At 68.6% G+C, this 22061-nt stretch carries 23 protein-coding genes and 1 tRNA gene; 6 read left to right on the plus strand and 18 right to left on the minus strand.

The genetic code is table 11. The annotated features are described in order from the left end of the window. The first annotated feature begins 72 nt into the window (after nucleotides 1-72). On the plus strand, nucleotides 73-870 hold the full coding sequence (locus GDJ08_RS18175; RefSeq protein ID WP_153165437.1) for a hypothetical protein: 798 nt from the start codon (nucleotides 73-75) through the stop codon (nucleotides 868-870). Between the two features lie 85 nt (nucleotides 871-955). Here GDJ08_RS18175 and GDJ08_RS18180 read toward each other — a convergent pair whose 3' ends face one another. The 7 genes from GDJ08_RS18180 to birA all read right to left on the minus strand — a co-directional run bounded on the left by GDJ08_RS18180 (nucleotide 956) and on the right by birA (nucleotide 5415). Next, nucleotides 956-1177 (minus strand): CsbD family protein, encoded by a 222-nt coding sequence (locus GDJ08_RS18180; protein ID WP_017355368.1) that lies wholly within the window; start codon nucleotides 1175-1177, stop codon nucleotides 956-958. Nucleotides 1178-1355: 178 nt separating this feature from the next. After that, the gene (locus GDJ08_RS18185; RefSeq protein WP_026070664.1) at nucleotides 1356-1493 is read right to left on the minus strand and encodes an entericidin A/B family lipoprotein; all 138 of its coding nucleotides are present in this window, start codon (nucleotides 1491-1493) and stop codon (nucleotides 1356-1358) included. 202 nt (nucleotides 1494-1695) lie between these two features. Next, nucleotides 1696-2616, minus strand: a complete 921-nt coding sequence (gene rocF, locus GDJ08_RS18190) for an arginase (protein ID WP_017355366.1) — start codon at nucleotides 2614-2616, stop codon at nucleotides 1696-1698. 120 nt (nucleotides 2617-2736) lie between these two features. Next, nucleotides 2737-2812 (minus strand) — tRNA-Thr (locus GDJ08_RS18195). A 41-nt stretch (nucleotides 2813-2853) separates the two neighbouring features. Further along, nucleotides 2854-3657, minus strand: a complete 804-nt coding sequence (locus GDJ08_RS18200) for an SPOR domain-containing protein (protein WP_153165438.1) — start codon at nucleotides 3655-3657, stop codon at nucleotides 2854-2856. A gap of 49 nt (nucleotides 3658-3706) precedes the next feature. Continuing rightward, nucleotides 3707-4438 carry a type III pantothenate kinase gene (locus GDJ08_RS18205; RefSeq protein WP_136006657.1) on the minus strand — a complete coding sequence of 244 codons (732 nt, stop codon included), beginning with the start codon at nucleotides 4436-4438 and terminating at the stop codon, nucleotides 3707-3709. Further along, the gene (gene birA / locus GDJ08_RS18210) at nucleotides 4435-5415 is read right to left on the minus strand and encodes a bifunctional biotin--[acetyl-CoA-carboxylase] ligase/biotin operon repressor BirA (RefSeq protein WP_165699844.1); all 981 of its coding nucleotides are present in this window, start codon (nucleotides 5413-5415) and stop codon (nucleotides 4435-4437) included. The genes GDJ08_RS18205 and birA overlap by 4 nt, the downstream gene beginning before the upstream one ends. A gap of 122 nt (nucleotides 5416-5537) precedes the next feature. Between birA and GDJ08_RS18215 the strand changes: the two genes are divergently transcribed. Together GDJ08_RS18215 and GDJ08_RS18220 are read left to right on the plus strand one after the other, a co-directional pair. Then, nucleotides 5538-5813, plus strand: a complete 276-nt coding sequence (locus tag GDJ08_RS18215; RefSeq protein ID WP_136006653.1) for a hypothetical protein — start codon at nucleotides 5538-5540, stop codon at nucleotides 5811-5813. Beyond that, entirely contained in the window at nucleotides 5780-6562 is a 783-nt protein-coding gene (locus GDJ08_RS18220) for a M90 family metallopeptidase (RefSeq protein WP_017355072.1), read from the plus strand. Before GDJ08_RS18215 ends, GDJ08_RS18220 begins: the two co-directional genes overlap by 34 nt. A 15-nt stretch (nucleotides 6563-6577) precedes the next feature. Here GDJ08_RS18220 and GDJ08_RS18225 read toward each other — a convergent pair whose 3' ends face one another. From GDJ08_RS18225 to dusA, 4 genes are all read right to left on the minus strand, one after another. Continuing rightward, nucleotides 6578-8002, minus strand: a complete 1425-nt coding sequence (locus GDJ08_RS18225) for an ATP-binding protein (RefSeq protein WP_037590856.1) — start codon at nucleotides 8000-8002, stop codon at nucleotides 6578-6580. A gap of 23 nt (nucleotides 8003-8025) precedes the next feature. Continuing rightward, entirely contained in the window at nucleotides 8026-8709 is a 684-nt protein-coding gene (locus tag GDJ08_RS18230) for a response regulator transcription factor (RefSeq protein ID WP_017355070.1), read from the minus strand. A 74-nt stretch (nucleotides 8710-8783) separates the two neighbouring features. Continuing rightward, nucleotides 8784-9155 carry a hypothetical protein gene (locus GDJ08_RS18235; protein WP_017355069.1) on the minus strand — a complete coding sequence of 124 codons (372 nt, stop codon included), beginning with the start codon at nucleotides 9153-9155 and terminating at the stop codon, nucleotides 8784-8786. A 210-nt stretch (nucleotides 9156-9365) separates the two neighbouring features. After that, nucleotides 9366-10382 (minus strand): tRNA dihydrouridine(20/20a) synthase DusA, encoded by a 1017-nt coding sequence (gene dusA, locus GDJ08_RS18240; protein ID WP_153165440.1) that lies wholly within the window; start codon nucleotides 10380-10382, stop codon nucleotides 9366-9368. 182 nt (nucleotides 10383-10564) lie between these two features. On the opposite strand from dusA, the gene GDJ08_RS18245 reads away from it, so the two are divergent. Next, on the plus strand, nucleotides 10565-11521 hold the full coding sequence (locus GDJ08_RS18245) for a cation diffusion facilitator family transporter (protein ID WP_136006649.1): 957 nt from the start codon (nucleotides 10565-10567) through the stop codon (nucleotides 11519-11521). 5 nt (nucleotides 11522-11526) lie between these two features. Here GDJ08_RS18245 and GDJ08_RS18250 read toward each other — a convergent pair whose 3' ends face one another. After that, nucleotides 11527-12366: an AraC family transcriptional regulator gene (locus tag GDJ08_RS18250; protein ID WP_017355021.1), complete on the minus strand. Its 840-nt coding sequence runs from the start codon at nucleotides 12364-12366 to the stop codon at nucleotides 11527-11529. Between the two features lie 111 nt (nucleotides 12367-12477). On the opposite strand from GDJ08_RS18250, the gene GDJ08_RS18255 reads away from it, so the two are divergent. Next, nucleotides 12478-12903, plus strand: coding sequence for an organic hydroperoxide resistance protein (locus GDJ08_RS18255; protein ID WP_017355020.1), 426 nt, complete (start codon nucleotides 12478-12480; stop codon nucleotides 12901-12903). A gap of 117 nt (nucleotides 12904-13020) precedes the next feature. On the opposite strand, the gene mmsB is transcribed toward GDJ08_RS18255, so the two are convergent. Genes mmsB through GDJ08_RS18280 form a run of 5 tightly spaced genes read right to left on the minus strand, consistent with a single transcriptional unit; the run spans nucleotide 13021 to nucleotide 18565 of the window. Continuing rightward, nucleotides 13021-13911 (minus strand): 3-hydroxyisobutyrate dehydrogenase, encoded by an 891-nt coding sequence (gene mmsB, locus GDJ08_RS18260; protein WP_017355019.1) that lies wholly within the window; start codon nucleotides 13909-13911, stop codon nucleotides 13021-13023. Next, complete coding sequence (locus tag GDJ08_RS18265) at nucleotides 13908-15083, minus strand: enoyl-CoA hydratase/isomerase family protein (RefSeq protein ID WP_153165441.1); 1176 nt, start codon at nucleotides 15081-15083, stop codon at nucleotides 13908-13910. Before GDJ08_RS18265 ends, mmsB begins: the two co-directional genes overlap by 4 nt. Then, nucleotides 15080-15877, minus strand: a complete 798-nt coding sequence (locus tag GDJ08_RS18270) for an enoyl-CoA hydratase (protein WP_017355017.1) — start codon at nucleotides 15875-15877, stop codon at nucleotides 15080-15082. The genes GDJ08_RS18265 and GDJ08_RS18270 overlap by 4 nt, the downstream gene beginning before the upstream one ends. Then, entirely contained in the window at nucleotides 15874-17040 is a 1167-nt protein-coding gene (locus GDJ08_RS18275; protein WP_153165442.1) for an acyl-CoA dehydrogenase family protein, read from the minus strand. The genes GDJ08_RS18270 and GDJ08_RS18275 overlap by 4 nt, the downstream gene beginning before the upstream one ends. A 19-nt stretch (nucleotides 17041-17059) precedes the next feature. After that, nucleotides 17060-18565 carry a CoA-acylating methylmalonate-semialdehyde dehydrogenase gene (locus GDJ08_RS18280; RefSeq protein WP_017355015.1) on the minus strand — a complete coding sequence of 502 codons (1506 nt, stop codon included), beginning with the start codon at nucleotides 18563-18565 and terminating at the stop codon, nucleotides 17060-17062. Nucleotides 18566-18677: 112 nt separating this feature from the next. Here GDJ08_RS18280 and GDJ08_RS18285 point away from each other — a divergent pair, with 112 nt between their 5' ends. Next, the gene (locus GDJ08_RS18285; protein WP_136006680.1) at nucleotides 18678-20045 is read left to right on the plus strand and encodes a helix-turn-helix domain-containing protein; all 1368 of its coding nucleotides are present in this window, start codon (nucleotides 18678-18680) and stop codon (nucleotides 20043-20045) included. A gap of 51 nt (nucleotides 20046-20096) precedes the next feature. Here the strand turns inward: GDJ08_RS18285 and GDJ08_RS18290 are convergent, their stop codons facing one another. After that, nucleotides 20097-21992, minus strand: a complete 1896-nt coding sequence (locus tag GDJ08_RS18290) for a patatin-like phospholipase family protein (RefSeq protein WP_324616690.1) — start codon at nucleotides 21990-21992, stop codon at nucleotides 20097-20099. Nucleotides 21993-22061: the final 69 nt, after the last annotated feature.

The following is a 22061-nucleotide window of genomic DNA, read 5'->3' on the forward strand; positions in this document are numbered from 1 at the left end:
TTACCTGCCCGCGCGCAACCCCGTTGGACCGGCTGGGGCGTTCAATCCCGTACCCCAACCCGGATGCCTGCCATGAAACGCCTGATTCTGCCCCTGCTGGCCATGTGGATGCTGTGCGGTTTCACGCCCGTGGCCCCGTTCCCCGATGATGCCGGGCCGGTATCGCTGCAGGTGGTGGACCGCGACAGCGGCCGCACGCTTCGCCAGTATCCGGACGGCTCCCAGCGCTGGATCGCCGGTCAGCAGGGCCACCGCTACAGCGTGGCATTGCGCAACGACAGCAACGAACGCGTGCTCGTGGTGCTGTCGGTGGACGGCCTGAACGCCATCACCGGCGAGGTCGCCGCTCCCGGACAGACCGGCTATGTGCTCGACCCGTGGCAGCGGGCGGAGATCAGCGGCTGGCGCAAGTCGTCGCGCGAGGTCGCCCAGTTCGTGTTCAGCGACCCTGGCCGCAGCTACGCGGCACGCACCGGCCGCCCCGACAACATCGGCGTGATCGGCATCGCTGTCTTCCGCGAAGCGGCGCGCTACGCCCCGGCGCCACCGATCGCCCGCCCCTCGCGCCCGATCCTGCGCGAGGCCCCGCAGGCCGAGGCGGCGGCCGACGTGGCTTCTGCCCGCGGAGCAGCGGCGCCCGCCCCGCAGCTCGGCACCGGGCACGGTGCGCGCGAGTATTCGCGCGCGGACAACACCACCTTCGACCGCGCCACGCGCATGCCAACCCAGCGGCTGGATGTGCGCTACGACAGCGAGCGCAACCTGATCGCGCGCGGGGTCATGCCGCGCCGTGCGCTGCGCCGCGACGATGCCCCGCAGTCCTTCCCGCAGGGCTATGTCCCGGACCCGCCGTCCTACCGCGGGCGCTGAAAAAGAAAAAGCGGGCCGCGCGATGCGGCCCGCCTGGTTTCATACCCTGGCGGCCGTGCCGCCTCACTGCACGCGGCGTACCGCGTCAGTGGAAATCCGGATAATCCTTGCGCATGGCTTTCTCGAAGTCGCGCACTTCGTTTTCAGCGCGGTCGCGCGCCCAGCCATAGCGCTCCTGCAGCCGGCCTGCCAAGTACTCGGCATTGCCCTCGGCCACCTTGAAATCGTCGTCGGTCAGATCGCCCCACTTGGCCTGTGCCTTGCCCTTGAGCTGCGTCCACTTGCCGGAAATGATGTCTTTGTTCATGGGTTGGCATCCTTGTTTGAAACGGCACCGTCGCCGCAGGTACAGAGTGCGCGGGTGCGCGTTTGGTGGCGGTCAAGCGAGGATGAAACGGATGCTCACGAGCTTGAATGGTTCACTACTGCACGCAACGAAAAAGGCCGGGAAATCCCGGCCTTTTTCTGGGTGTCCGATCCGGGGATCAGTTGCCCTTGGCAGCGTCTTCCACCGTCTCGCCCGCCTTCTGTACATCCTTGCCGGCACCGGCAACGGTGTTGCAGCCGGCGAGCATCGCCACCGAGAACATCGACAACAGCATCAGTGCAATAACACGCTTCATGGGGTTCTCCTGTTTGATCAACTTCATCACCGGTATCCGGTCCACCTGTCAGACGAGCGATGCTCCTCTTCCCGATCGCGGGGCGGGGGTCGAATCGACACTGCCGCCGCGTGATGTGCAATCTGGCGGCAGCGGCGTGCAGCGAATGTGAACGCGCCCTGCCACCATTCAGCCACGCGGCGCACGGCACGCCGCCACGGTGTCAATCGCGCATCAATGTCGATTTGCCAAACAGGCTTTCCACCAGGTCCACCGCCAGCTCGGCGGTGGTGTTGCGGTTGTCCAGCAGGGGATTGAGCTCCACGATGTCCAGCGAGCCCATGCGCCCGGTGTCGGCGATCATTTCCATCACCAGCTGGGCTTCGCGGTAGTTCACGCCACCCGGCACGGTGGTGCCTACGCCCGGGGCGATGCTCGGGTCCAGGAAGTCCACGTCGAAGCTGACATGCAGGTGGGTGGTGGCGTCGATCCCCTTCAGCGCCGCTTCCATCGTGCGCTTCATGCCGGCCTCGTCGATGTAGCGCATGTCGTACACATCCACCTGATGCTGCTTGATCAGGCGCTTCTCATCCTGGTCCACCGACCGGATGCCGATCTGATGCACCTGCTGCGGGCGGATCGCCGGCGCATCGCCGCCAAGCCGGGTCAGCGCATCCGGGCCCAGCCCGCACAGGCAGGCCACCGGCATGCCATGCACGTTGCCCGACGGGGTGACGTCGCTGGTATTGAAGTCCGAGTGCGCATCCAGCCACAGCACGCGCAGGGTCTTGCCCTGCTCGCGGCACCATCGCGCCACCGCCGTGATCGAGCCGATGCCCAGGCAATGGTCGCCGCCGAGCATGATCGGCATGCGGCCCGCCTGCAGTTCGGCGTAGGTGGCGTCCATCAGCGCACGGTTCCACGCCACCACTTCATCCAGGTGGCGGTAGCCGTGCACCGGCGCGGTCCACGGGTTGCGCGGGCCATCCAGGTTGCCGATGTCGCGCACGTCCACGCCGCGCGCGGCCAGGGCATCGCCGAGGCCGGCAATACGCAGTGCGTCCGGCCCCAGACCTGCGCCGCGATGGCCTGCTCCGATGTCGGTGGGAACGCCGATCAGGGAAACCGGGGGATACATCGCCATCGCTGCTGCTCCATTGCAAAGAAGCACAGTCTAGCCAGCGCGACGGCGCGGGACTCGCGGCGCTGCAGCAGGTAACGAGGGGAAGCAGCGGACAATCAGTAGCCACCGACCGTTGGTCGGTGGTGCCGGCACCCGGATTCGAACTGGGGACCTACCGCTTACAAGGCGGTTGCTCTACCAACTGAGCTATGCCGGCATCGGCACGGCGAACGGCGCTGCCGTCGCGGAGCGTGGATTCTAGCGCAAGCGCGCACAGTCCAGCGAGCGTTGCTGCGCCGCGCCGCTGCGCTGGCGCACCGTGGCGGCGTCGGCCGGGGTGGCCAGCGTCGCATCCACCCACCACTGCGCGCTGCCATCCCCGCCACTGGGCACCAGGCGGGCGTTGAAACCTGCCGCACTGAGGGCAGCCATGCGCCGTTCGGCCCCTTCGCGGTTGCGGTACTGGCCCAGCGCGATGGCGTTGGCTTCCTCGCCCTGGCCGATGATGTAGTAGTCGCTCAGGCCCGCCGCGACGATGCGCTTGACCGTGGCCTGGGCTTCCTCACGGCTGGCGGCCGGCGGCAGCAGCACCCGGTAGCGCGTGGCGCCGGCATCGGTGACCTCGCGCAGGCGCGCGCCGCGCAGCCCGGCGCCAGCCTTGGCCTGCGCGGCCTGCGCGCTGGCACGGTCGGCAAACGGACCCAGGCTGAGGCACTGGGCGGGCACGGCAGCGGCAGGCGGCGGGGTCACCGCGACCGGTGCCGGCGCCGTGACAGCGGGTGCTGCGGGCGTGGGCACAGGCACGGGCGTGGGCGCCGCCGGCGCGGTTGCAGGCCCCGGTGCCGCCGCGGCCGGGGTGGCATCGGCCAGCGCGGGCGTGGCCACGGCCGGCGCCACAGGCGCGGCCGCCGGTACGACGGCATCCCCGGGCAACAGCTGGAGCTGCGCCACACCGCTGGGCGCCGCAGACGGCGCAACGGCGGGCTCGCCGCGCAGCATCCACCACAGCGCGACACCCCCATTGAGGATGACCAGGACAACGATCAGGGCACGGGTAAGCATGCAGGGATTCTAGGGCCAAGCGCGGGGATTGCGCGCGGCCTGGCCCGGGTCAGCGTGGCGCGTGGTGCACGGCCCAGCGGGCCAGGCCATCAAGCACCAGCGCCGGCTGGAACTGCGCATCGCCGAGCAGCGGCATCAGCGCCGGTGCGCCGCCACCGTGGACCAGCAGCGCGGGCAGGCGGCCGAGCAGCGCGGCCGCGTCGGTGCGGCTGCGCTCGATCAGTGCCACGGCTGCACCATCGCAGCCGGAGGCCAGCGCGTCGGCGGTATCGGTGGCGAACGCATGGTATGCGCCCCCGCTGGCGGGCAACTGCACCGCACGCGCATGCAGCGCCTCGCGCATCGTGGTCGGCGACGCCGCGATACGCCCGCCGTGGTGCAGGCCATCGGCGTCGAGCAGGTCGATCGTCAACGCGGTACCCACCCCGGCGACCACCACGGCCTCGCCACGCCCGGCCACGGCCAGCAGCGCCAGGAAGCGATCCACGCCGAATTTTGTCGGATCGGCATACGCAACGCGCACACCGGCGCACTGCGCCTCGGTACGCACGACCCGCACCTGGGCGAAGCGGGCCTGCAACACCTCGAGCATGCTGCGGGTCAAGGCGGGTGCGGCAACGCTGGCCACATAGGCCACGTCGCCCTGCGGCAGCGCCTGCAACGCATCGGCCGGCATCGCCTCGGCGCCATGCGGCCAGGCCTGCACATCACCGGCACGCACGCCCTGCAGCGGGGCGAACTTGAAACGGGAATTGCCCAGGTCGAACAACCAGTCGCTCATTGCATCCTCACGCTGACTTCGCCGGCATGGAACACGCGCTCGCCCTGCGCGGTGCGCACCCGCAGCGCACCATCGTCGGCCAGGCCCAGTGCGTGGCCCTCGATCCACTGGCCCCCCTCATCGACCCGCACCGCGCGCCCGGCCAGCCCGTCCAGGGCGGCATAGCGCGGCAGGAACGGGGCCAGGCCATCGGCATCGAACGCCTCCAGCGCCGGCAGGAGCGACGCCAGGATCGCCGCGACCAGCGCGTTGCGCGCCACGCCCTGCGCGCCGGCCAGTGTCGCCAGGTCGGTCCACGGCTGGGTGATCTGCGCCCCGTGGTCCGCCGGCATGCGCACGTTGACGCCCAGGCCGATCACCGCCCGCGCCGGGCCGGCGAATTCACCGCCACCTTCCACCAGCAGACCGCCGAGCTTGCGGCCCTCGACAACCAGATCATTGGGCCACTTCAGCGTGACCCCGGCGATGCCCTGCGCGCGCAGCGCCTCGGCCACTGCCACGCCGGCCACCAGGCTCAGGCCCCCCAGCCGCGACAGGCCGCCGGCAAAGCCGCGCAGTACCGACAGGTACACATGCGCGGCCAGGGGCGAGGTCCATTCGCGGCCACGCCGCCCACGGCCGCCTGTCTGGCGCTCGGCCAAGAGCACGGCCGTGCCGCGCGCCGGCGCGCTGCAGCGCAGCAATTCGGTGTTGGTGGAGCCCACGCTCCAGGCGATGTCCAGGGAGGCAAGCAGCGGAAGGACCGCCGCCGGCAGCGCCGCACGGAGGGTGTCCGCGTCGAGCAGATCCAGCGGCTGCTGCAACTGGTATCCGTCGCCGGCGCGCCCTTCAATCGCGATCCCGGCCGACCTAAGTCCTTGAATCCGCTTCCAAATGGCGGCACGCGTCTGACCCAGCTCACGCGCCAGGGCGTCCCCGGACAGGCGCCCGGCTCCCAGTTTGGCCAGCAGTTGGCGGTCGTCCACGGCAGCTTCCATCGGATTACTGGACAAAATTATGCGGGAAACCCGCCCCCAGCGCCCGCGGGGGCCTTTCAATACCGGCGCTGAATCGGGCTAGAATCGGGAACTGACCTGTTCACCCGTTCTGGATGTTGACGATGCGCCCGTTCGCCCATTGCCTGATCCTGCTGATGGCCCCCTTGGCCGCGCACGCTTCCGAAGCGATCGCCGGCCAGGCACGGGGTGGCTGCGTCTATTCCGCCAGCGATGCCGAACGTGCGCCGCCGTCCACCCCGACCAGCGCCAGCGCACCGGCGGCGGTCAAGCCCAGCGCCAGTGGCACCGGCAGCACCGGCGGGGGTGGCGATGACGATGTGCTGCCACGCCTGCGCGCACCGAAGTGGCACAGCTTCCTGCCGGGCATGTTCCGCTGATCGAACGTATGTGGGGTTGGCTGCGGCGTACGCCGCGCGAGATCGATCCGTCTTTGTGGCAGCAGAGCTGCCAGCGTGGCCCGTGGCTGCGTGGCCTGGACCCGGCGCGCCGCGAGCGCCTACGCGTGCTCAGCGCGCGCTTCCTGCACGAGAAGACGATCAGCCCGGTGGCAGGCCTGCAGCTGGACGAAGGCGATGGTGTGCTGCTGGCCGCGCTGTGCTGCCTGCCGCTGCTGGAGTTGGGCGAGGTCGGGTTGCGCGGCTGGTCGCAGCTGATCGTTTACCCGGACGCGTTCCGCGTGCAGCGCAGCCATGTCGATGCGGCCGGGGTACTGCACGAATGGGATGACGAACTGATCGGCGAATCCTGGGACAGCGGTCCGCTGATTCTGTCGTGGGCCGACATCCAGGCCGATATCGCCGACCCGCACGCCGGCTACTGCGTGGCGGTGCATGAAATGGCGCACAAGATCGACGCGCTGGATGGTGCGATCGACGGCACGCCGCCGTTGCCGCGCGCCTGGCAGAAACAGTGGGCCGCCGACTTCCAGCGGGCGTACGACGGCTTCTGCGAGCAGGTGGACCGGGGCCGGCATACCGCGATCGACCCGTATGCCTCGGAGGCGCCCGAAGAATTCTTCGCGGTGGCCACCGAATACCACTTCTCCGCACCCGCCCTGCTGGACAGGGAGATGCCGGAGGTGGCCGCGCATCTGCGGCGCTTCTACGGTGCGCCGCCGGCGATGTGACAGCGCATCACTGCCTCAGGGGCCGGGCGGCAGCTTCACTTCGAATCGTGCGCCACCCAGTTCCGGCGAGCGCAGAACCTGCAGTTCGCCGCGATAGTCCTTGATCAGGTCCTGCACGATCGACAGGCCGATACCGTGGCCCTGCACGCGCTCGTCGCCGCGTACGCCCCGCTGGAGCACCTTGGCGATGTCTTCCGGGGCGATGCCCGGGCCGTCGTCGTCCACCGACAGCACCAGGCCTGCGCGGCGGGCACCCGGTGCCGGCAGCGGATGGGCGCTGAGCAGCACGCGCCGCTTGGCCCACTTGAAGGCATTCTCCAGCAGGTTGCCGAGCAGTTCCTGCAGGTCGCCGGGTTCACCGTGGAAACGCGCGGCCGCATCGATGTCGAACTCGCACAGCACGCCCTTGGCGGCGTAGACCTTTTCCAGGCCACGCACGATCTCCTCGGCGTTGGATTCGATCGGCAGCGGCGCGGAGAACAGCTTGTGGCCCGACGATGCGGCGCGCGCCAACTGGTAGGACACCAAGTTGTTCATGCGCCGCAGCTGGACGTCGAACTCCTCCCGCAGGTCCTGGTCCTGGGCACCGCTGTCCAGCTGCGTACGCAGCACGGCCAGCGGCGTTTTCAGGCTGTGCGCGAGATCGGCCAGGGTGTTGCGCTGGCGCTCCAGGTTCTCGCGCTCGCTCTCGATGAAGGCGTTGATGCTGTCGGTCAGCGGTTCCAGCTCGCGCGGGTGGCGCTCGCTCATGCGCTCGGTCTCGCCGCGCTGGACCTTGGTCAGCTCGGTGATCACGCGCCGCATCGGGCGCAGGCTCCATTGCAGGATCACCGTCTGCAGCAGCAGCAGGATCAGGCCCGCGCCACCCAGGTAGAACCACACGCGCCCGCGGAACACGCGCAGCTGCGCACCGAGCGCACGCGAGTCCTCCATTACGTAGATGGTGTACGGGAATTCGGTGGCCGGGTCGGCGTCGGCATCCCACACCAGGCCCATGCCGTAGCGGTACACCGAGCCTTCGCTGCCGTCGATCTGGATCATCGGCAACGGACCTTCGAACACTTCCTGGCGCGGCGCGAGCAGGCCGCCGCCCACGGTGGGCAGCATCGGCCCTTCGGCCGACATCGAATTGCCTTTGCCGTCGGGCATCACCACCTGCAGGTACAGACCGCTGCCGGGCACGTCGAAACGGGGATCCGGTGGCTGCTCGCGGATGTACAGCGAGCGGTCGCGGGTGAAATCAATGCCGGCCGCGTACGCGGTGGCGTAGTTTTTCAACCGCTCGCGCAGATTGGCGCGCGCGGTATCGGCGAAGGCCGCGTCCAGCGAGTAGCCGGCGGTCGCCAGGAAGGCGACCAGACCCACGGAGGCCGCCAGCATCTGGCGCGCCTGCAATGAGCGCGGCCGCCAGCGTTTGAAGAACCACAGACGGCCGGACATCATGCTATCGCCAGAGTGTCGACTCAGCCCTCGTTGCGCGGAATCGCGAAACGATACCCGCGACCACGCACGGTTTCGATCGGCTTGAGCTCACCGTCCGCATCGAGCTTCTTGCGCAGGCGGCCGATGAACACTTCCAGCACGTTCGAGTCGCGATCGAAATCCTGCTGGTAGATGTGCTCGGTGAGGTCGGCCTTGGAGACCAGTTCACCGGCATGCATCATCAGGTATTCGAGCACCTTGTACTCGTAGCTGGTGAGGTCCACGTTGCTGCCACCGACGCTGACCGTCTGTGCGGCCAGATCAAGCGCGACCGGACCACATTCGAGCGTGGGCTTGCTCCAGCCAGCGGCGCGGCGCAGCAGCGCGTTGACGCGGGCCAGCAGCTCTTCGACATGGAACGGCTTGACCAGGTAATCGTCGGCGCCCTGCTTGAGGCCCTCGACCTTGTCCTGCCAGCTCGAACGCGCGGTCAGGATGAGCACGGGGAATTTCTTGCCCTCATCGCGCAGCGCCTTGATCAGTTCCATGCCCGACATCTTGGGCAGGCCCAGATCGATGATGCCGACATCGAACGGCACTTCGCGGCCCATGTACAGACCTTCCTCACCGTCCTGCGCAGCATCGACGGCAAAGCCTTCGCGCTTGAGCCGGGCTGCCAGGGTTTCCCGCAGCGGGGCTTCGTCTTCGACCAGAAGGATACGCATGAACTCTCCCTAGTGTCCTGGGTATGGCCGGGGGCCAGTGGGTAATGCAGATGACTGCGGACAACTATCCCTGTTCAGGGGTTATCGCCGCGTAGTGATGACATATCCGAGCGCGGCGTGCGGGGCTGTGAACGCGCCGGCGCCGGGTCGTCCATGTAGCGGACCCGTCCGCGGTCGTCCATGTACTTGACCCGGTTGATGTCGCGACCGTCGAACGGAACACGCTCGGCGCCGAGGATGTGGCCCCCGGTGGTCCGCTGGACCCGACGCACCGCATCGGACAGCGAACGCTCCTGCGCCCCGCCACGCGCGGCCCGCGCCATGTCGCCCCGGACGGCGTCCGGCGGCGGGATGTCCTGCGCCAGGACCGTGCCGGTGGAGGCAGCAGCGCCCAGTGCCAGGAGGGCGAGGACGGCAAGACGGCGATGGCGGGTCACGGAGTACATCGGTCTGATCCTAGCGGACGGCGGCAAAACGTTCAAAAGTTGTAAATCCGAAACCGCCCGGCGTGCCGGCGATTTACGAATCCTTTGCAAATTCTTGGTTTTACGCGGTGAATCCGGTCTGAACTTTTCCGGCGGGGGCGCCCGTTCGTTCATCTAGGTGAACATTGGCGACAAAGCGTGTGCCTTGTCAAGGCAAGACGGCGTCGCAACTCACGCAGCGACGCGTTCCGCCTGCGCCCGGGTCACGGCCAGCGCCTGCTCGATCAGGCACCAGTCGGCGCCGGCGCGGTGAGCGCCCTCGCTGAGGATCTGGCGGAACGCGCGGCCACCCGGCTGGCCGTGGAACAGCCCGAGCAGGTGGCGGGTGATGTGCTTGAGCGCCAGGCCATCGGCCAACCGCGCCTCGATGTACGGCCGCATCCCGCGCAGCAGGGTCTCGCGGGACTGCAGCGGCGCGCCGGTCTGCGCGGCCTCCAGCCGGTGCAGCACGTAGGGGTCGTGGTAGGCCGCCCGGCCCAGCATCACCCCGTCCAGCGCGGGCAGCTGCGCCTGCGCCGCCTCGACCGTGGCCAAGCCGCCGTTGAGGACGATGGCCAGCTGCGGCCGCTCGGCCTTCAGGCGGTGCGCCCACTCGTAGCGGAGCGGCGGTACTTCGCGGTTCTCCTTCGGCGACAGGCCCTTCAGCCAGGCGTTGCGGGCGTGCACGATGAACATCGCACTTCCCGCGTTGGCCGACTGATCGACGAAGTTGCGGAAGATTTCGTAGTCGTTGTCTTCATCAACGCCGAGCCGGCACTTCACCGTGACCGGGATGTCGACCGCCGCGACCATCGCCGCCACGCACTCGGCCACCAGCGTCGGTTCGCGCATCAGGCAGGCACCGAAGCGCCCGGCCTGGACGCGGTCGGACGGGCAGCCACAGTTGAGGTTGACCTCGTCATAGCCCCACTCCTGGGCGATGAGCGCGGCCTGCGCCAGCAGCGCCGGATCGCTGCCACCGAGCTGCAGGGCCAGCGGATGCTCGCTGTCATCGAAGCCCAGCAGGCGCTCGCGGTCGCCGTGGATCACCGCATTGGCATGCACCATTTCGGTGTACAGCCGCGCACCCGGGGCCAGCAACCGGTGGAAATACCGGCAATGACGGTCCGTCCAGTCCATCATCGGGGCGACGGACAGGCGCAGGGAGGCGGTGTAACGCGCCGCAGCGTCGGAGGCAGGCTGGGTCATGGGCGGGCAGGCATCGGGATCTGCTGGCAATGCCAGCGCAATCAACAGTTTACCCGCTTGCCATGAACGCTGCCCGAGGGCAGCCCCGAGCGCCGTGTGCCGCAACGGCAACAGCGCATCGCGATTCACGGCTGCAATCGGAACAGCGCACAATTGCGCTCTGTCTTTCTGCAAGGCCTGCGATGCGCAGCCCCCTCCTGTCCGGTTTCGACCCTGCCACCGAACAAGGTGTGCTGCGCCTGTCCATCGCCGCGTCGCTGGCGATGGCGGTCGCGGCGGTGGTGTTCGGGTTCCTGGCCAACTCCTCGCTGATCATCTTCGACGGCATCTACGGCCTGATCGACGTGGTGATGACCTGGCTGTCGTTGCTGGTGGTGCGGCTGATCAGCCTGTCGACCCAGGTGGATGCATTGCAATCGCGCCTCAACCAGCGCTTCACGATGGGCTTCTGGCACCTGGAGCCGATCGTGCTCGGGGTCAGTGGCACGCTGATGATCGGCGCGGCCCTGTATGCGGCGGTCAACGCGGTGGACGCATTGATGTCCGGGGGGCGCGCGATCGCATTGGGCCCGGCGATCCTGTTCGCGGTGCTGTCGATCATCGCCGAGATCGGGCTGGCCCTGTTCGTGCGCCGTGCCAACCGCGGCATCGGCTCGGAGTTCATCGCGCTGGATGGCAAGAACTGGGGGGTGTCGGCCAGCATGTCGGCCGCCTATCTGGTCGCCTTCATCGGCGGCTGGCTGATGGGCGATACGCGCTGGGCATGGCTGGTGCCCTACATCGATCCGGCGATCCTGCTGGTGGTGTGCCTGTTCGTCATGGTCGCCCCGCTCGGCACGGTGCGGCAGGCGCTGTCGGACATCCTGCTGATCACCCCGGTGGACCTGCAGGCGCACGTGGACGAGGTGGCGCGTGCCATCGTCGCCAGGCACGGCTTCCTCGAGTACCGCAGCTATGTGGCCAAGGTCGGGCGTGGCGAGCAGATCGAGCTGTTCTTCGTGGTGCGCGCCGATGACCCGCCGCGTGCGCTGCTGGAATGGGACCGCCTGCGCGACGAGATCGGCGAGGCGCTGGGCGAGGAATCGACGGACCGCTGGCTGACGATCATGTTCACGACGGATCGGGAGTGGGCGATCTGAGGGCGTCAGGGCGCGCGTGCTGCCGCGCCCACCTGCTTCCACTGCCGCGGCGATTGCCCGGTCTGCGCTTTGAATGCGCGCGACAGTGCCGCTTCGCTGCCGTAGCCCACATCGATGGCGATGCGCTTGAGCGGTTGCCCCCTGCGCAGCGCCTGCTGCACCAGCCGCGTGCGCCAGCCCTGCAGGTACTGGCCCGGCGTGCTGCCGATGGTGTCGCGGAAGCTGTCGGCGAAGGCGCTGCGCGACATGCCGGCACGCTGCGCCAGCGATTCCAGCGTCCACTCCTCGGCCGGCGCTTCGTGCATGGCCACCAGCGCGTGGCGCAGGCGCGGGTGGGCCATGCCGGCGAGCAGGCCGACGCGTAGCTGACCGCTTTCCATCAGCGCGCGCAGGATCTGGATCAGCACCACTTCAAACAGGCGATCCAGCAGCGCCTGGCGGCCGCAGCGCTGGGCGAAGGCTTCCTCGAACAGCAGCGACAGCACAGGATGGCCCCCGTACAGGGCATCCAGCGGCAGACAGATCACTGCGGGCAGCGCGGCGGCCACCGGGTTGTTGCCGGCCCCTTCGAACTGCAGATGCGCACAGGCGAAATCGGCGCCGCGCTGCGCGTCCGTGATGAAGCGGTGGGCCAGCGGACGCGGGTAGAGCAGCACGCTGGGCTGGTCGATCTGCAGCACACTGCCATCGTCATGTTCCACCCGTACCGTCCCGTCGCGGATGAGGTGCAGCTGGCCACGCTCGCCGTCGGCAGCCAAGTGGTTGATGCCGCACAGCGGGCCGGCATGGAAGACCTCGGCACTGACCGCGAAGCGGCCAAGCAGGGATTGCAGGCGATCGACCATTCTGGACTCCAGATCAAGTTTCCTGGACGAAATGTTGCCACACGTACAGCCCAGTGGCGCACAGTACGTCTCACCTACCCGTGCCATCCCTTCACACCCCAGGAGAATTCCATGTCCATCGCAAACGTTCTGTACACCGCCACCGCCACCGCCACCGGCGGCCGCGAAGGCCACGCCACCTCGTCCGACAACGTGCTGGACGTGCAGCTGTCCACCCCGCGCGAGCTGGGCGGCGCGGGCGGTCCGGGCACCAACCCGGAACAGCTGTTCGCCGCCGGCTACTCGGCCTGCTTCCTGGGCGCGCTGAAGTACGTGGCCGGCCAGGCCAAGGTTGCGCTGCCGGCAGAGACCGCCATCACCGGCAAGGTGGGCATCGGCCAGATTCCGACCGGCTTCGGTATTGAAGTCGCGCTGGAGATCTCGGTGCCGGGCCTGCCGCGCGAGCAGGTGGAGGAACTGGTGCAGAAGGCGCACATCGTGTGCCCGTACTCCAACGCCACCCGCGGCAACATCGATGTGACGCTGACGGTCGCGTAAGCAGGATCGGGCAAAAAAATGGGCGGCTGCCTGGCTCGACCGCCTGGCAACCGCCCATCCCACCGCGGTGGATCCCCAGGGTGAACCCCGGGGATGCGTCTGAGCGTGGTGCTGGTGTTACGTTTCGTTTGCGATCACCTGCACGACGCTGGAGAAATCCAGCTTGCCGCGACCGGCCTGGTGGTTCATCGAATACAGGTTGCGCGCGAGCTCGCCGAGTGGAATCGAGGCGCCCACGCTCATGGCCGCTTCCACCGCCAGGCCCATGTCCTTGAGCATCAGGTCGCTGCCGAAGCCGCCGCTGTAGCCGCGCGAGGCCGGCGCATTCTCCAGCACACCCGGCCACGGGTTGCACACTTCGGTGGCCCAGCTGCGGCCGGTGCTGACCGCCATCATCTGCGACAACACCTTCGGATCCAGACCGTGCGCCACGCCCAGTGCGATGGATTCGCCGGTGACCGCCATGATCACGCCCAGCGCCATGTTGTTGCACAGCTTGGCGACCTGGCCGGCGCCGCTGGCGCCGACATGGAAGATGTTCTTGCCCATTGCCTGCAGGATCGGGCGGGCGCGCTCGAGCGCCTCGGCATCGCCACCGACGATGAAGGTCAGGGTGCCGGCCTGTGCACCGGCGGTGCCGCCGGAGACCGGTGCGTCGAGCATCTGCAGACCACGTGCAGCGGCCGCTTCGGCAACCTTGCGTGCGGTGGCCGGGGCAATGGTGCTGCAGTCGATCAGCAGTGCGCCGCCGGGAATATCGGCCAGCAGACCGTCCTCGCCCAGGTACACGCCTTCGACGTGGCGGCTGGCCGGCAGCATGGAGATCACGATCTCGGCGTCGGTCAGGGTGTCCAGTGCAGAGTGGGCGGCGGTGGCGCCGGCATCGACCGCGGCCTGCACGGCGGCGGGCACCAGGTCGAACACGCGCACGGCGTGCCCGGCCTTGGCCAGGTTGGCGGCCATCGGGCCACCCATGTTGCCCAGCCCAATGAATGCGATACGGCTCATGCGAGGCTCCTTTCAGGGTCAGTGACACCGAGGTCGGCCAGCGGGTGCGTGGCGTCGGACCAGGGCGAAACGAAGAAGGTGTGGGCCCACGCCGCCGTGGCCTCGGCCAGGGTGGCCGGCTGCCAGTGCGGGGTGCGGTCCTTGTCGATCAACAGCGCGCGGATGCCTTCGGCGAAGTCGCCGTGGGCGGCGCTGTGCAGCGCGGCGATGTACTCCAGGCGGTAGACGTCGGCCAGCGATGCGCCGACAGTGCGGCGCTGCAGCTCGAAGGCCAACCGCGCCGAGCCGGGTGCACCGGCGGCGAGCGTGGCCTGGGCGGTCTGCAACCAGGGATCGTCGGTTTCCAGCGCGATGATCGCGTCCACGATGGTGGCCAGATCGTCGCCGGCACAGAGCGCGTCGAGGGTGGCGGCATGGCGCAGCAGCGGGCCGGTGGCCGCGTCGGTGGCGTGCTGCTGCAACAGGGCGCTGAGCTGCTCGTGGTTGCGCTTGGCCTCCTCGCTCCAGTGCACGCCGAGCAGCGCGGTGAACACCGCTTCGCGCTGCGCTTCCGGCACGTGGATGTCGGCCAGGCCGGCGTAGATCGCATCGCCGGCATTGAGCGGCGCGCCGGTAAGGGCCAGGAACAGACCACCCTTGCCCGGCACGCGCGGCAGCAGCCAGCTGCCGCCCACGTCGGGGAACAGACCGACGGTGATCTCCGGGAACGCCAGTTTCGAGCGCTCGCTGACCACGCGATGGCTGGCGCCGGACATCAGGCCGATGCCACCGCCCATCACGATGCCGTGGCCCCAGCACAGGATCGGCTTGGGGAAGGTGTGGATGGCGTAGTCGACGCGGTACTCGACGTCGAAGAATTCGGCGGCATACGTGTTGTCGCGGATGTCGCTGCGGCCCGCCTGGCGGTACTCCACCATGCTGCGGTACAGGCTGTGCAGGTCACCGCCGGCGCAGAAGGCCTTCTCGCCCGCGCCCTGCAGCACCACCAGGGCGATGCCGTCGTCGTCGGCCCAGGCCTGCAGGCGCTCGCCCAGCAGGTGTGCCATCGGCAGCGAAAAGCCGTTGAGCGTACGCGCGGCGTTGAGCGTGGCGATGCCGATGCGCATGCCGTTGGCGGCGGTGCGTTCCTCGAACAGCACCGGTGCGTCTTCGCTGGCGGCGACCGTGCTCATGCGTTCTTCCACTGCGCGCTGCGCTTCTCCAGGAAGGCGCTGACGCCCTCGACCTGGTCGGCGCTGTCAAACAGGTCGACGAACGCTTCGCGTTCGGCCACCAGGGCGGCGGCATGGGTGCCGGTGCGGGTGGCCTGCACCAGCGTCTTGCACGCGGCGATGCTGGTCGGGCTCTGCTTACCGGCCTTGCGCGCCCAGTCCAGTGCCAGTGCGAGCGCTTCGCCCTTGCCGACCTTCTCTTCGGCCAGGCCGATGCGCACGGCGGTGTCGGCATCGATGCGTTCGCCGAGCAGGATCATCCGCTTGGCCCAGCCTTCGCCCACCAGACGCGGTAGATTCTGCGTGCCACCGGCGCACGGCAGCAGGCCGACGGTCGCCTCCGGCAGCGCCACCTGGGCATGGTCCTCGATGATGCGCAGGTCGCAGGCCAGCGCACATTCCAGGCCGCCGCCCATCGCATAGCCGTTGATGGCCGCGATGGAGACGCCACGGAAGCCGGACAGGGCCTCGAAGGCTTCGCCGAATCGGCGTGCCGCTTCGCGCGCGGCGCCCTTGTCGCCGGAGGCGAACTGCTTGAGATCGGCCCCGGCGGAGAAGAACTTTTCGCCTCCCCCGGTGATCACCAGCGCGTAGATGCCCTTGTCGGCATTAAGCGCACCGACCAGGTCGCGCAGGGCGGACAGACTGTGCACGGTCCAGGTGTGGGCCGGCGGGTTGTCCAGCGTCACCACCGCGACGTGGCCATCGGCCTCGACCTTCAGGCCGGTGTGTTCGTGCGTGCGCCAATCCATCATCGCAGTTCCTCTTCGGTGTTGAGCAGGTGGCGGGCCACGATCACGCGCATGATCTCGTTGGTGCCCTCCAGGATCTGGTGCACGCGGCAATCGCGGAGCAGCCGTTCGATCGGGTATTCGCGGATGTAGCCATAACCGCCGTGGATCTGCAGCGCATCGTTGCAGACGTTGAAGCCGGCATCGGTGGCGAAGCGCTTGGCCATCGCACACCACACGTTGGCATCGCTGGCACCGGCGTCGAGCTTGCGCGCGGCGGCATGCACCATCTGCCGCGCGGCCACGAGCTGGGTGGCCATGTCGGCCAGCTTGAACTGCAGCGCCTGGAAGTCGGCCAGCGCCTTGCCGAACTGGCGGCGCTCGCCCATGTAGCGGCGGGCCGCGTCCAGCGCGCCCTGGGCGGCACCCAGCGAACAGGCGGCGATGTTGATGCGGCCACCGTCCAGGCCCTTCATCGCCAGCTTGAAGCCGCCGCCTTCCTCTCCCAGAAGGTGGCTGACCGGCACGCGGACGTTCTCGAAGGTGATGCCGCGGGTGGGCTGGCTGTTCCAGCCCATCTTCTCTTCCTTGCGACCGTAGCTGATGCCCGGCAGGTCGGCCGGCACCGCGATCGCGCTGATGCCGCCCGCACCGGCACCGCCGGTCCGCGCCATCACCACCAGCAGTTCGGTGGCGCCGGCACCGGAGATGAAGGCCTTGGCGCCGTTCAGCACGTAGTGTTCACCTTCGCGCACGGCGCTGGTTTTCAGCGACGCCGCGTCCGACCCGGCACCCGGCTCGGTCAGGCAGTACGAGGCCAGCTTGCTGCCCGAGGACAGATCGGTGCCCCAGGCGGCGCGCAGCGTTTCGGTACCCCACGTCGACACCATCCACGAGGCCATGTTGTGGATGCTGATGTAGGCCGCAGTGGACGGGTCCACGTTGGCGAGCTCCTCGATGACGACGGCGGCGTCCAGACGGCTCAAGCCGCTGCCGCCGACCTCGGGGTCCATGTACAGGCCACAGAACCCGAGTTCCCCTGCCTTGGCGATCGCCTCGCGCGGAAAGATGCCCTCCGCATCCCATCGCGCGGCGTGCGGCGCCAGTTCGGCCTGGGCGAAGTCGCGCGCAGCCTCTCTATAGGCCTGCTGCGCTTCGTCGAGTTCCGTCGTCATCGAGTGGCTCATGGTCGAACTCCGTTGTTGCTTACTTCAGGCTGATGGTGGTGTTGACGCCGTGACCCAGCGTCTCGTCATCGAACCAGCGCGAGGTGATGGTCTTGGTCTGGGTGTAGAACATGACCACCTGCTTGCCGTACGGGCCCAGGTCGCCGAGCTTGGAGGCGCGCGAACCGGTGAAGGAGAACAGCGGCACCGGCACCGGAATCGGCACGTTGATGCCGACCTGGCCGACGTCGATGTCTTCCTGGAACTTGCGTGCGGCCGCGCCGGACTGGGTGAACAGCGCGGTGCCGTTGCCGTTCGGATTGGCGTTGATCAGGTCGATGGCGTCTTCCAGCGTGTCCGCTTCGAGGATCACCAGCACCGGCCCGAAGATTTCCTCGTCATAGATGCGCATGCCCGGGGTGACGCCGGCGAAGATGGTCGGGCCCACGAAGTTGCCCTTCTCGAAGCCGTCCACCTGCGGGTTGCGGCCATCCAGCACCAGCTTGGCGCCCTGCTCCACACCGGAGGCGATCAGGCCTTCCACGCGCTCGCGGGCGGCGCAGGAGATGACCGGGCCGACATCGGTCCCGGCCACGCTGCCGGCGCTCACCTTCAGTGTCTTTGCCTTGGCCACCAGGTCAGGCACCCACTCGCGCGCCTCGCCGACCAGCACCAGGGTGGATGCGGCCATGCAGCGCTGGCCCGCCGCGCCAAAGGCGGCACCGACCATCGCGTTGAGGCTCTGTTCCTTGTTGGCGTCCGGCAGCACCACGGCGTGGTTCTTGGCGCCCATCATGCATTGCACGCGCTTGCCGGCCAGCGAGGCACGGTTGTACACGTGCGTGCCGACGCGGGTGGAACCGACAAAGGAGACGGCCTTGATGTCCGGGTGGTCGCAGATCGCATTGACCACGTCTTCGCCGCCGTGCACGACGTTGAGCACGCCCTTGGGAATGCCCGCTTCCAGCGCCAGTTCGACCAGGCGCATGGTGACCATCGGGTCCTGCTCGGACGGCTTCAGAATGAAGGTATTGCCGGTCGCGATCGCCATCGGGAACATCCACAGCGGGATCATCGCCGGGAAGTTGAACGGGGTGATGCCGGCGCACACGCCGAGCGGCTGCAGCAGGGTGTAGGTGTCCACGCCATTGGCGACGTTGTTGGCCAGCTCGCCGAGCTGCAGGTTGCCGATCGCAGCGGCGTGCTCGACCACTTCCAGGCCGCGGAACACATCGCCTTCGGCGTCCGGCACGGTCTTGCCCTGCTCGGCGGACAGGATATGGGCCAGCTCGCTCATGTTTTCGCGGATGAGCTGCTGGTACTTCAGGAAGATGCGCGCACGGGTGCCGATGGGGGTCTTGCGCCAGGTCTTGAAGGCTTCCTTGGCCGCAGCGACGGCGGCGTCCACTTCACCGGGGGTCGCGAACGGCACCTGGGCCAGGACGTCCTGGGTGGCCGGATTGACCACGTTCTGCCAGTGCGGGCTGGCCGATTCGATGAACTGGCCATCGATCAACATACGGATGCGGGGCGCTGCAACAGTCATGGACAATCCCGGGGGGTCGATAAGTTGTTGGCATTATTCACAGGGTCAACCTCGATTTCCGGGCTGTATGCGCTTAATCTGGCCAATGCCCGCTACGATTTTTGTGAATCTTGTGAACAGCCAGTCTCCACACCGCCAGATCGGCCTGCGCCTGCTGAAGCTGCGCGAGCAGCGCGGCTACAGCCAGATCGACCTGGCCCGGGCCCTCGGCCTCTCGGCCAGCTACCTGAACCAGATCGAGCGCAACAAGCGACCCCTGACCCCGGCCGTGCAGCAGAAGCTGCGTGCGGTGCTGGGCGATGTCAGCGAGCTGTTCGATGTCGATGAGCCGGGCGCGCTGCAGGATGCCCTCGGCGAGACCCTGCGCGACCTCGGCCTGGACGATGTGAGCAGCACCGAGCTGCGCGCGATGGCCGGCAACCTGCCGCAGATCAGCCGCGCCCTGCTGGACCTGCACCGGCGTCACCTGGCGCTGCGCGAGCATGCTGCCGCGCTGGAGTTCCAGCTGGGTGACGTGCATGCCGGCCAGGCGCTGCCGGCCGGCGATCAGGTGCGGGACTTCTTCAACCGCATGCACAACCACATTCCCGAACTGGACGATCTGGCCGAGCAGTTGTTCGGCGAATGGGGGCTGGTCGCCGGCCACGTGGCGCCGCGCCTGCGCCAGCTGCTGGCCGACCGGCACGGGGTGCTGGTGGAAGTGGCGCCGCTGCAGGCCGGGCGCGAGAAGCGCGTGTACGACGGCGGCAGCCGCACGTTGTGGTTGCCCGACTACCTGGAGCCGGGCCAGCAGGCCTTCCAGATGGCGGCCGAACTGGCCCTGCTGGGGTACGCGGCACAGATCGATGCGGTGATCGCGCGAGCCGGCTTCCGCGAGCCGGAACAGATCGCGCAGGCTCGGATCGGCATGTCCAACTACTTTGCCGGAGCGCTGGTGATGCCGTATGCGCGGTTCCTGCGCGCGGCCGAACACAGCGCCTACGACATCGATGCGCTGGCGCACCGCTTCGGCGTGGGCTTCGAGGCGGTCTGCCACCGCCTGAGCACGCTGGCGCGGCGCAGTGCGCCGGGGCTGCCCTTCTTCTTCATCCGCGTGGACCGCGCCGGCAATGTCTCCAAACGGCATTCCGCCACCGACTTCCACTTCTCGCAGGTGGGCGGCTCGTGTCCGCTGTGGATTGTGTATGAGGCGTTCAATCAACCCGGCCGCGTGCTGACCCAGACCGCGCGCATGCCCGATGGCCGCCGGCACTTCTGGCTGGCGCGCCAGGTGAGCAGCGGCCCGGTCGGGCACGGGCAGCCGCGCAAGACCTTCGCGGTGGCGTTGGGCTGCGACCTGCAGCATGCCGAGCGGTTGATCTATTCGCGCGGGCTGGATATCCAGAGCCCGGGCAACTCGGTCTCGATCGGCCCCGGTTGCCGGGTCTGCCCGCGCGAGGACTGCATGCAGCGCGCGTTCGCGCAGTTGCCCGGGCGCTGAGGCGGCCGGTGCGAGACCTGGGCACCGGTAGTGGTGCCGGTTTCTCCGGGCTCAATAGATCGGGGTGACCTTCATCTGCGGCAGGGGGCGAGGCGCGCCGTCGGTGAGGTCCGGGCCGAGGTCGTCCCAGCGCTGGCCCTGCTCGACCATGTGGTGCCACAGCTGCTGCGATTCGCGTCGCTTGTCCTCCGAACCCAACCGGTAGGACGGCGGCGGCGGTTCGCCGCTGGCCACGCTCTCGTACGCATCGTGCCACGCAGCCACGCGCTGCGCGGGATCGTCGGTGCGCGCGATCTCCAGGGTGTAGCGCTGGTAGGCCGAGGCCAGGTTGCGCCAGCGGATCCAGTAGTGGTTGGCGAAGGAGAAGTCACAGAATCGCTCACCGGCCACGCTGCCCTTGGCGGCGATGCGGCTGAGCACGTCCTGCGGCATGTCCAGATTCATGCCGCCTTCGTCGCCGTGCAGCGAAACGTGCACGATGCGATCGCGATAGCCCGGCGCACGCGCCTGCAGCACATCGCGCCAGTTCTGCATGGTGGAGACGATCGAGAACAGAAAACCGGACATCTCCGCCGCGGCCAGCGGCTTGGCGATGGACTGGTAGCTGCGCTGCCAGCCCTGACGGTTCTCGGTGGGCAGGAACACCGCCCGCTCGATCTGCGCCTGTTCGCCCTGCCCCTCGGCATCGGACAGGAGGACGGCATCGGCGTGGCGCGGATACACCAGGTTGATGCCGAAGGTGGGCCAGCGCGGCAGCGCGGCGTCGAACAGATGGATGGGGAAGTTGCTGCTGATCCCGCCATCGGAGAACCAGCAGACCCGGAACGCGGTGATGACCGGGCCACAGTTCTGCCCGCCACTGGTCAGCCCTTCCATGCTGTCGGCCACATTGCTGCTGTCGCGCCCGGGCGTGGGCGCCGCTGCCGGCTCGCAGCGGCGCTCACGACGCGCCGGCTCGTGCAACGGCACCGCACTGATCAGCAGCGGAAAGCTCAGGCTCATCCGGGTGGCCACCAGCACCGGCAACTGCTCGCCATCGACCAGCCGGTAGTAGTCGCGCCCGTCCACGCGCTGCGGCGCCCCGGCCTGCGCCACCAGCCAGTCCACGACACTGGCCGGGAACAGCTGCAGGAACTCCTCGCGCACGAACCAGAAGTGCGCAGCGCTGAACGGCAACGTGCGCGGCTCGGTATGCGAAACGCAGGTGGTGATCATCTGCAGGCTGATCGCGTGCGCGCCGGCCGGCTCGCCGGCATAGCGCGGTGCCTGGTGCAGGTCACCGAAGGTCAGCGGCCGGTCGGCCGGCAGGCCAGCCAGCGCCTGCAGGCGGGCATGCAGCCAGTCGGTGAGCGCCGGCGTCGATGCATCGGCCTGGGTGGCGCCGCTGCACAGGCCCAGCAGGTTGCGCCGCGCGACCCGCGCCACGCGCAGGGCCGAGGCGAGTACGCCGGCACCGTAGGCGCACAGCAGCGACGGCAGCAGCGTGGCCCAGACACCGTCCACGCCACCGGCCAACCAGCCGATGCCGAGCAGCCCCACCAGCGTGGCCAGCAGCTCCAGCGGCGCGATCGCGAACACCGCCGCGAGCAGGCAGGCGATCTTGCGCGGCAGGCTGGACTTGCCGGTGAGCATCACCAGCAACCGGTAGGCGGTGCGCGCACCGTGCGCGGGCTGGAACAGGCTGTAAATGAAGCCACGCCGCGACAGCTCGGCCGATACCGTGGCCAGGCCCGGAAAACCGACCTGCGCCTCCACCGCCTGGCCGGCATGGCGCCGGCGGTCGCCCAGCGCGGCCGCCGCCGCCACCGCCGCGGCGATGGCGCCTGCCGAGGTGCCGCCGATGTTTTTGAAACGGTACTGTCGGGCCAGCGACAGCACCGCGTTGGGATACACGATGCCGCTGGTGATGCCGCCCTTCATGACCAGATCGCAATACCTGTCCACCACGCTGCCGTCCTCTGTCCGCCGGTGCGCAGCCGATCCGCGCACCGTCCCCGTACATGGCCCGGAGGGGCC

This window comes from Stenotrophomonas nematodicola (assembly GCF_009467805.1).
GTDB lineage: Bacteria > Pseudomonadota > Gammaproteobacteria > Xanthomonadales > Xanthomonadaceae > Stenotrophomonas > Stenotrophomonas nematodicola.

Excerpts from the sequence above, each read along its gene's own strand:
- GDJ08_RS18255 (WP_017355020.1), top strand. The coding sequence starts at position 12,478 with ATGTCCATCGCAAACGTTCTGTACACCGCCACCGCCACCGCCACCGGC.
- GDJ08_RS18250 (WP_017355021.1), bottom strand. The coding sequence starts at position 12,366 with ATGGTCGATCGCCTGCAATCCCTGCTTGGCCGCTTCGCGGTCAGTGCC.
- GDJ08_RS18185 (WP_026070664.1), bottom strand. The coding sequence starts at position 1,493 with ATGAAGCGTGTTATTGCACTGATGCTGTTGTCGATGTTCTCGGTGGCG.
- rocF (WP_017355366.1), bottom strand. The coding sequence starts at position 2,616 with ATGGCGATGTATCCCCCGGTTTCCCTGATCGGCGTTCCCACCGACATC.
- dusA (WP_153165440.1), bottom strand. The coding sequence starts at position 10,382 with ATGACCCAGCCTGCCTCCGACGCTGCGGCGCGTTACACCGCCTCCCTG.
- birA (WP_165699844.1), bottom strand. The coding sequence starts at position 5,415 with ATGGAAGCTGCCGTGGACGACCGCCAACTGCTGGCCAAACTGGGAGCC.
- GDJ08_RS18265 (WP_153165441.1), bottom strand. The coding sequence starts at position 15,083 with ATGAGCACGGTCGCCGCCAGCGAAGACGCACCGGTGCTGTTCGAGGAA.
- GDJ08_RS18215 (WP_136006653.1), top strand. The coding sequence starts at position 5,538 with ATGCGCCCGTTCGCCCATTGCCTGATCCTGCTGATGGCCCCCTTGGCC.
- mmsB (WP_017355019.1), bottom strand. The coding sequence starts at position 13,911 with ATGAGCCGTATCGCATTCATTGGGCTGGGCAACATGGGTGGCCCGATG.
- GDJ08_RS18180 (WP_017355368.1), bottom strand. The coding sequence starts at position 1,177 with ATGAACAAAGACATCATTTCCGGCAAGTGGACGCAGCTCAAGGGCAAG.
- GDJ08_RS18175 (WP_153165437.1), top strand. The coding sequence starts at position 73 with ATGAAACGCCTGATTCTGCCCCTGCTGGCCATGTGGATGCTGTGCGGT.
- GDJ08_RS18200 (WP_153165438.1), bottom strand. The coding sequence starts at position 3,657 with ATGCTTACCCGTGCCCTGATCGTTGTCCTGGTCATCCTCAATGGGGGT.
- GDJ08_RS18280 (WP_017355015.1), bottom strand. The coding sequence starts at position 18,565 with ATGACTGTTGCAGCGCCCCGCATCCGTATGTTGATCGATGGCCAGTTC.
- GDJ08_RS18275 (WP_153165442.1), bottom strand. The coding sequence starts at position 17,040 with ATGAGCCACTCGATGACGACGGAACTCGACGAAGCGCAGCAGGCCTAT.
- GDJ08_RS18235 (WP_017355069.1), bottom strand. The coding sequence starts at position 9,155 with ATGTACTCCGTGACCCGCCATCGCCGTCTTGCCGTCCTCGCCCTCCTG.
- GDJ08_RS18230 (WP_017355070.1), bottom strand. The coding sequence starts at position 8,709 with ATGCGTATCCTTCTGGTCGAAGACGAAGCCCCGCTGCGGGAAACCCTG.
- GDJ08_RS18270 (WP_017355017.1), bottom strand. The coding sequence starts at position 15,877 with ATGATGGATTGGCGCACGCACGAACACACCGGCCTGAAGGTCGAGGCC.
- GDJ08_RS18205 (WP_136006657.1), bottom strand. The coding sequence starts at position 4,438 with ATGAGCGACTGGTTGTTCGACCTGGGCAATTCCCGTTTCAAGTTCGCC.
- GDJ08_RS18245 (WP_136006649.1), top strand. The coding sequence starts at position 10,565 with ATGCGCAGCCCCCTCCTGTCCGGTTTCGACCCTGCCACCGAACAAGGT.
- GDJ08_RS18225 (WP_037590856.1), bottom strand. The coding sequence starts at position 8,002 with ATGTCCGGCCGTCTGTGGTTCTTCAAACGCTGGCGGCCGCGCTCATTG.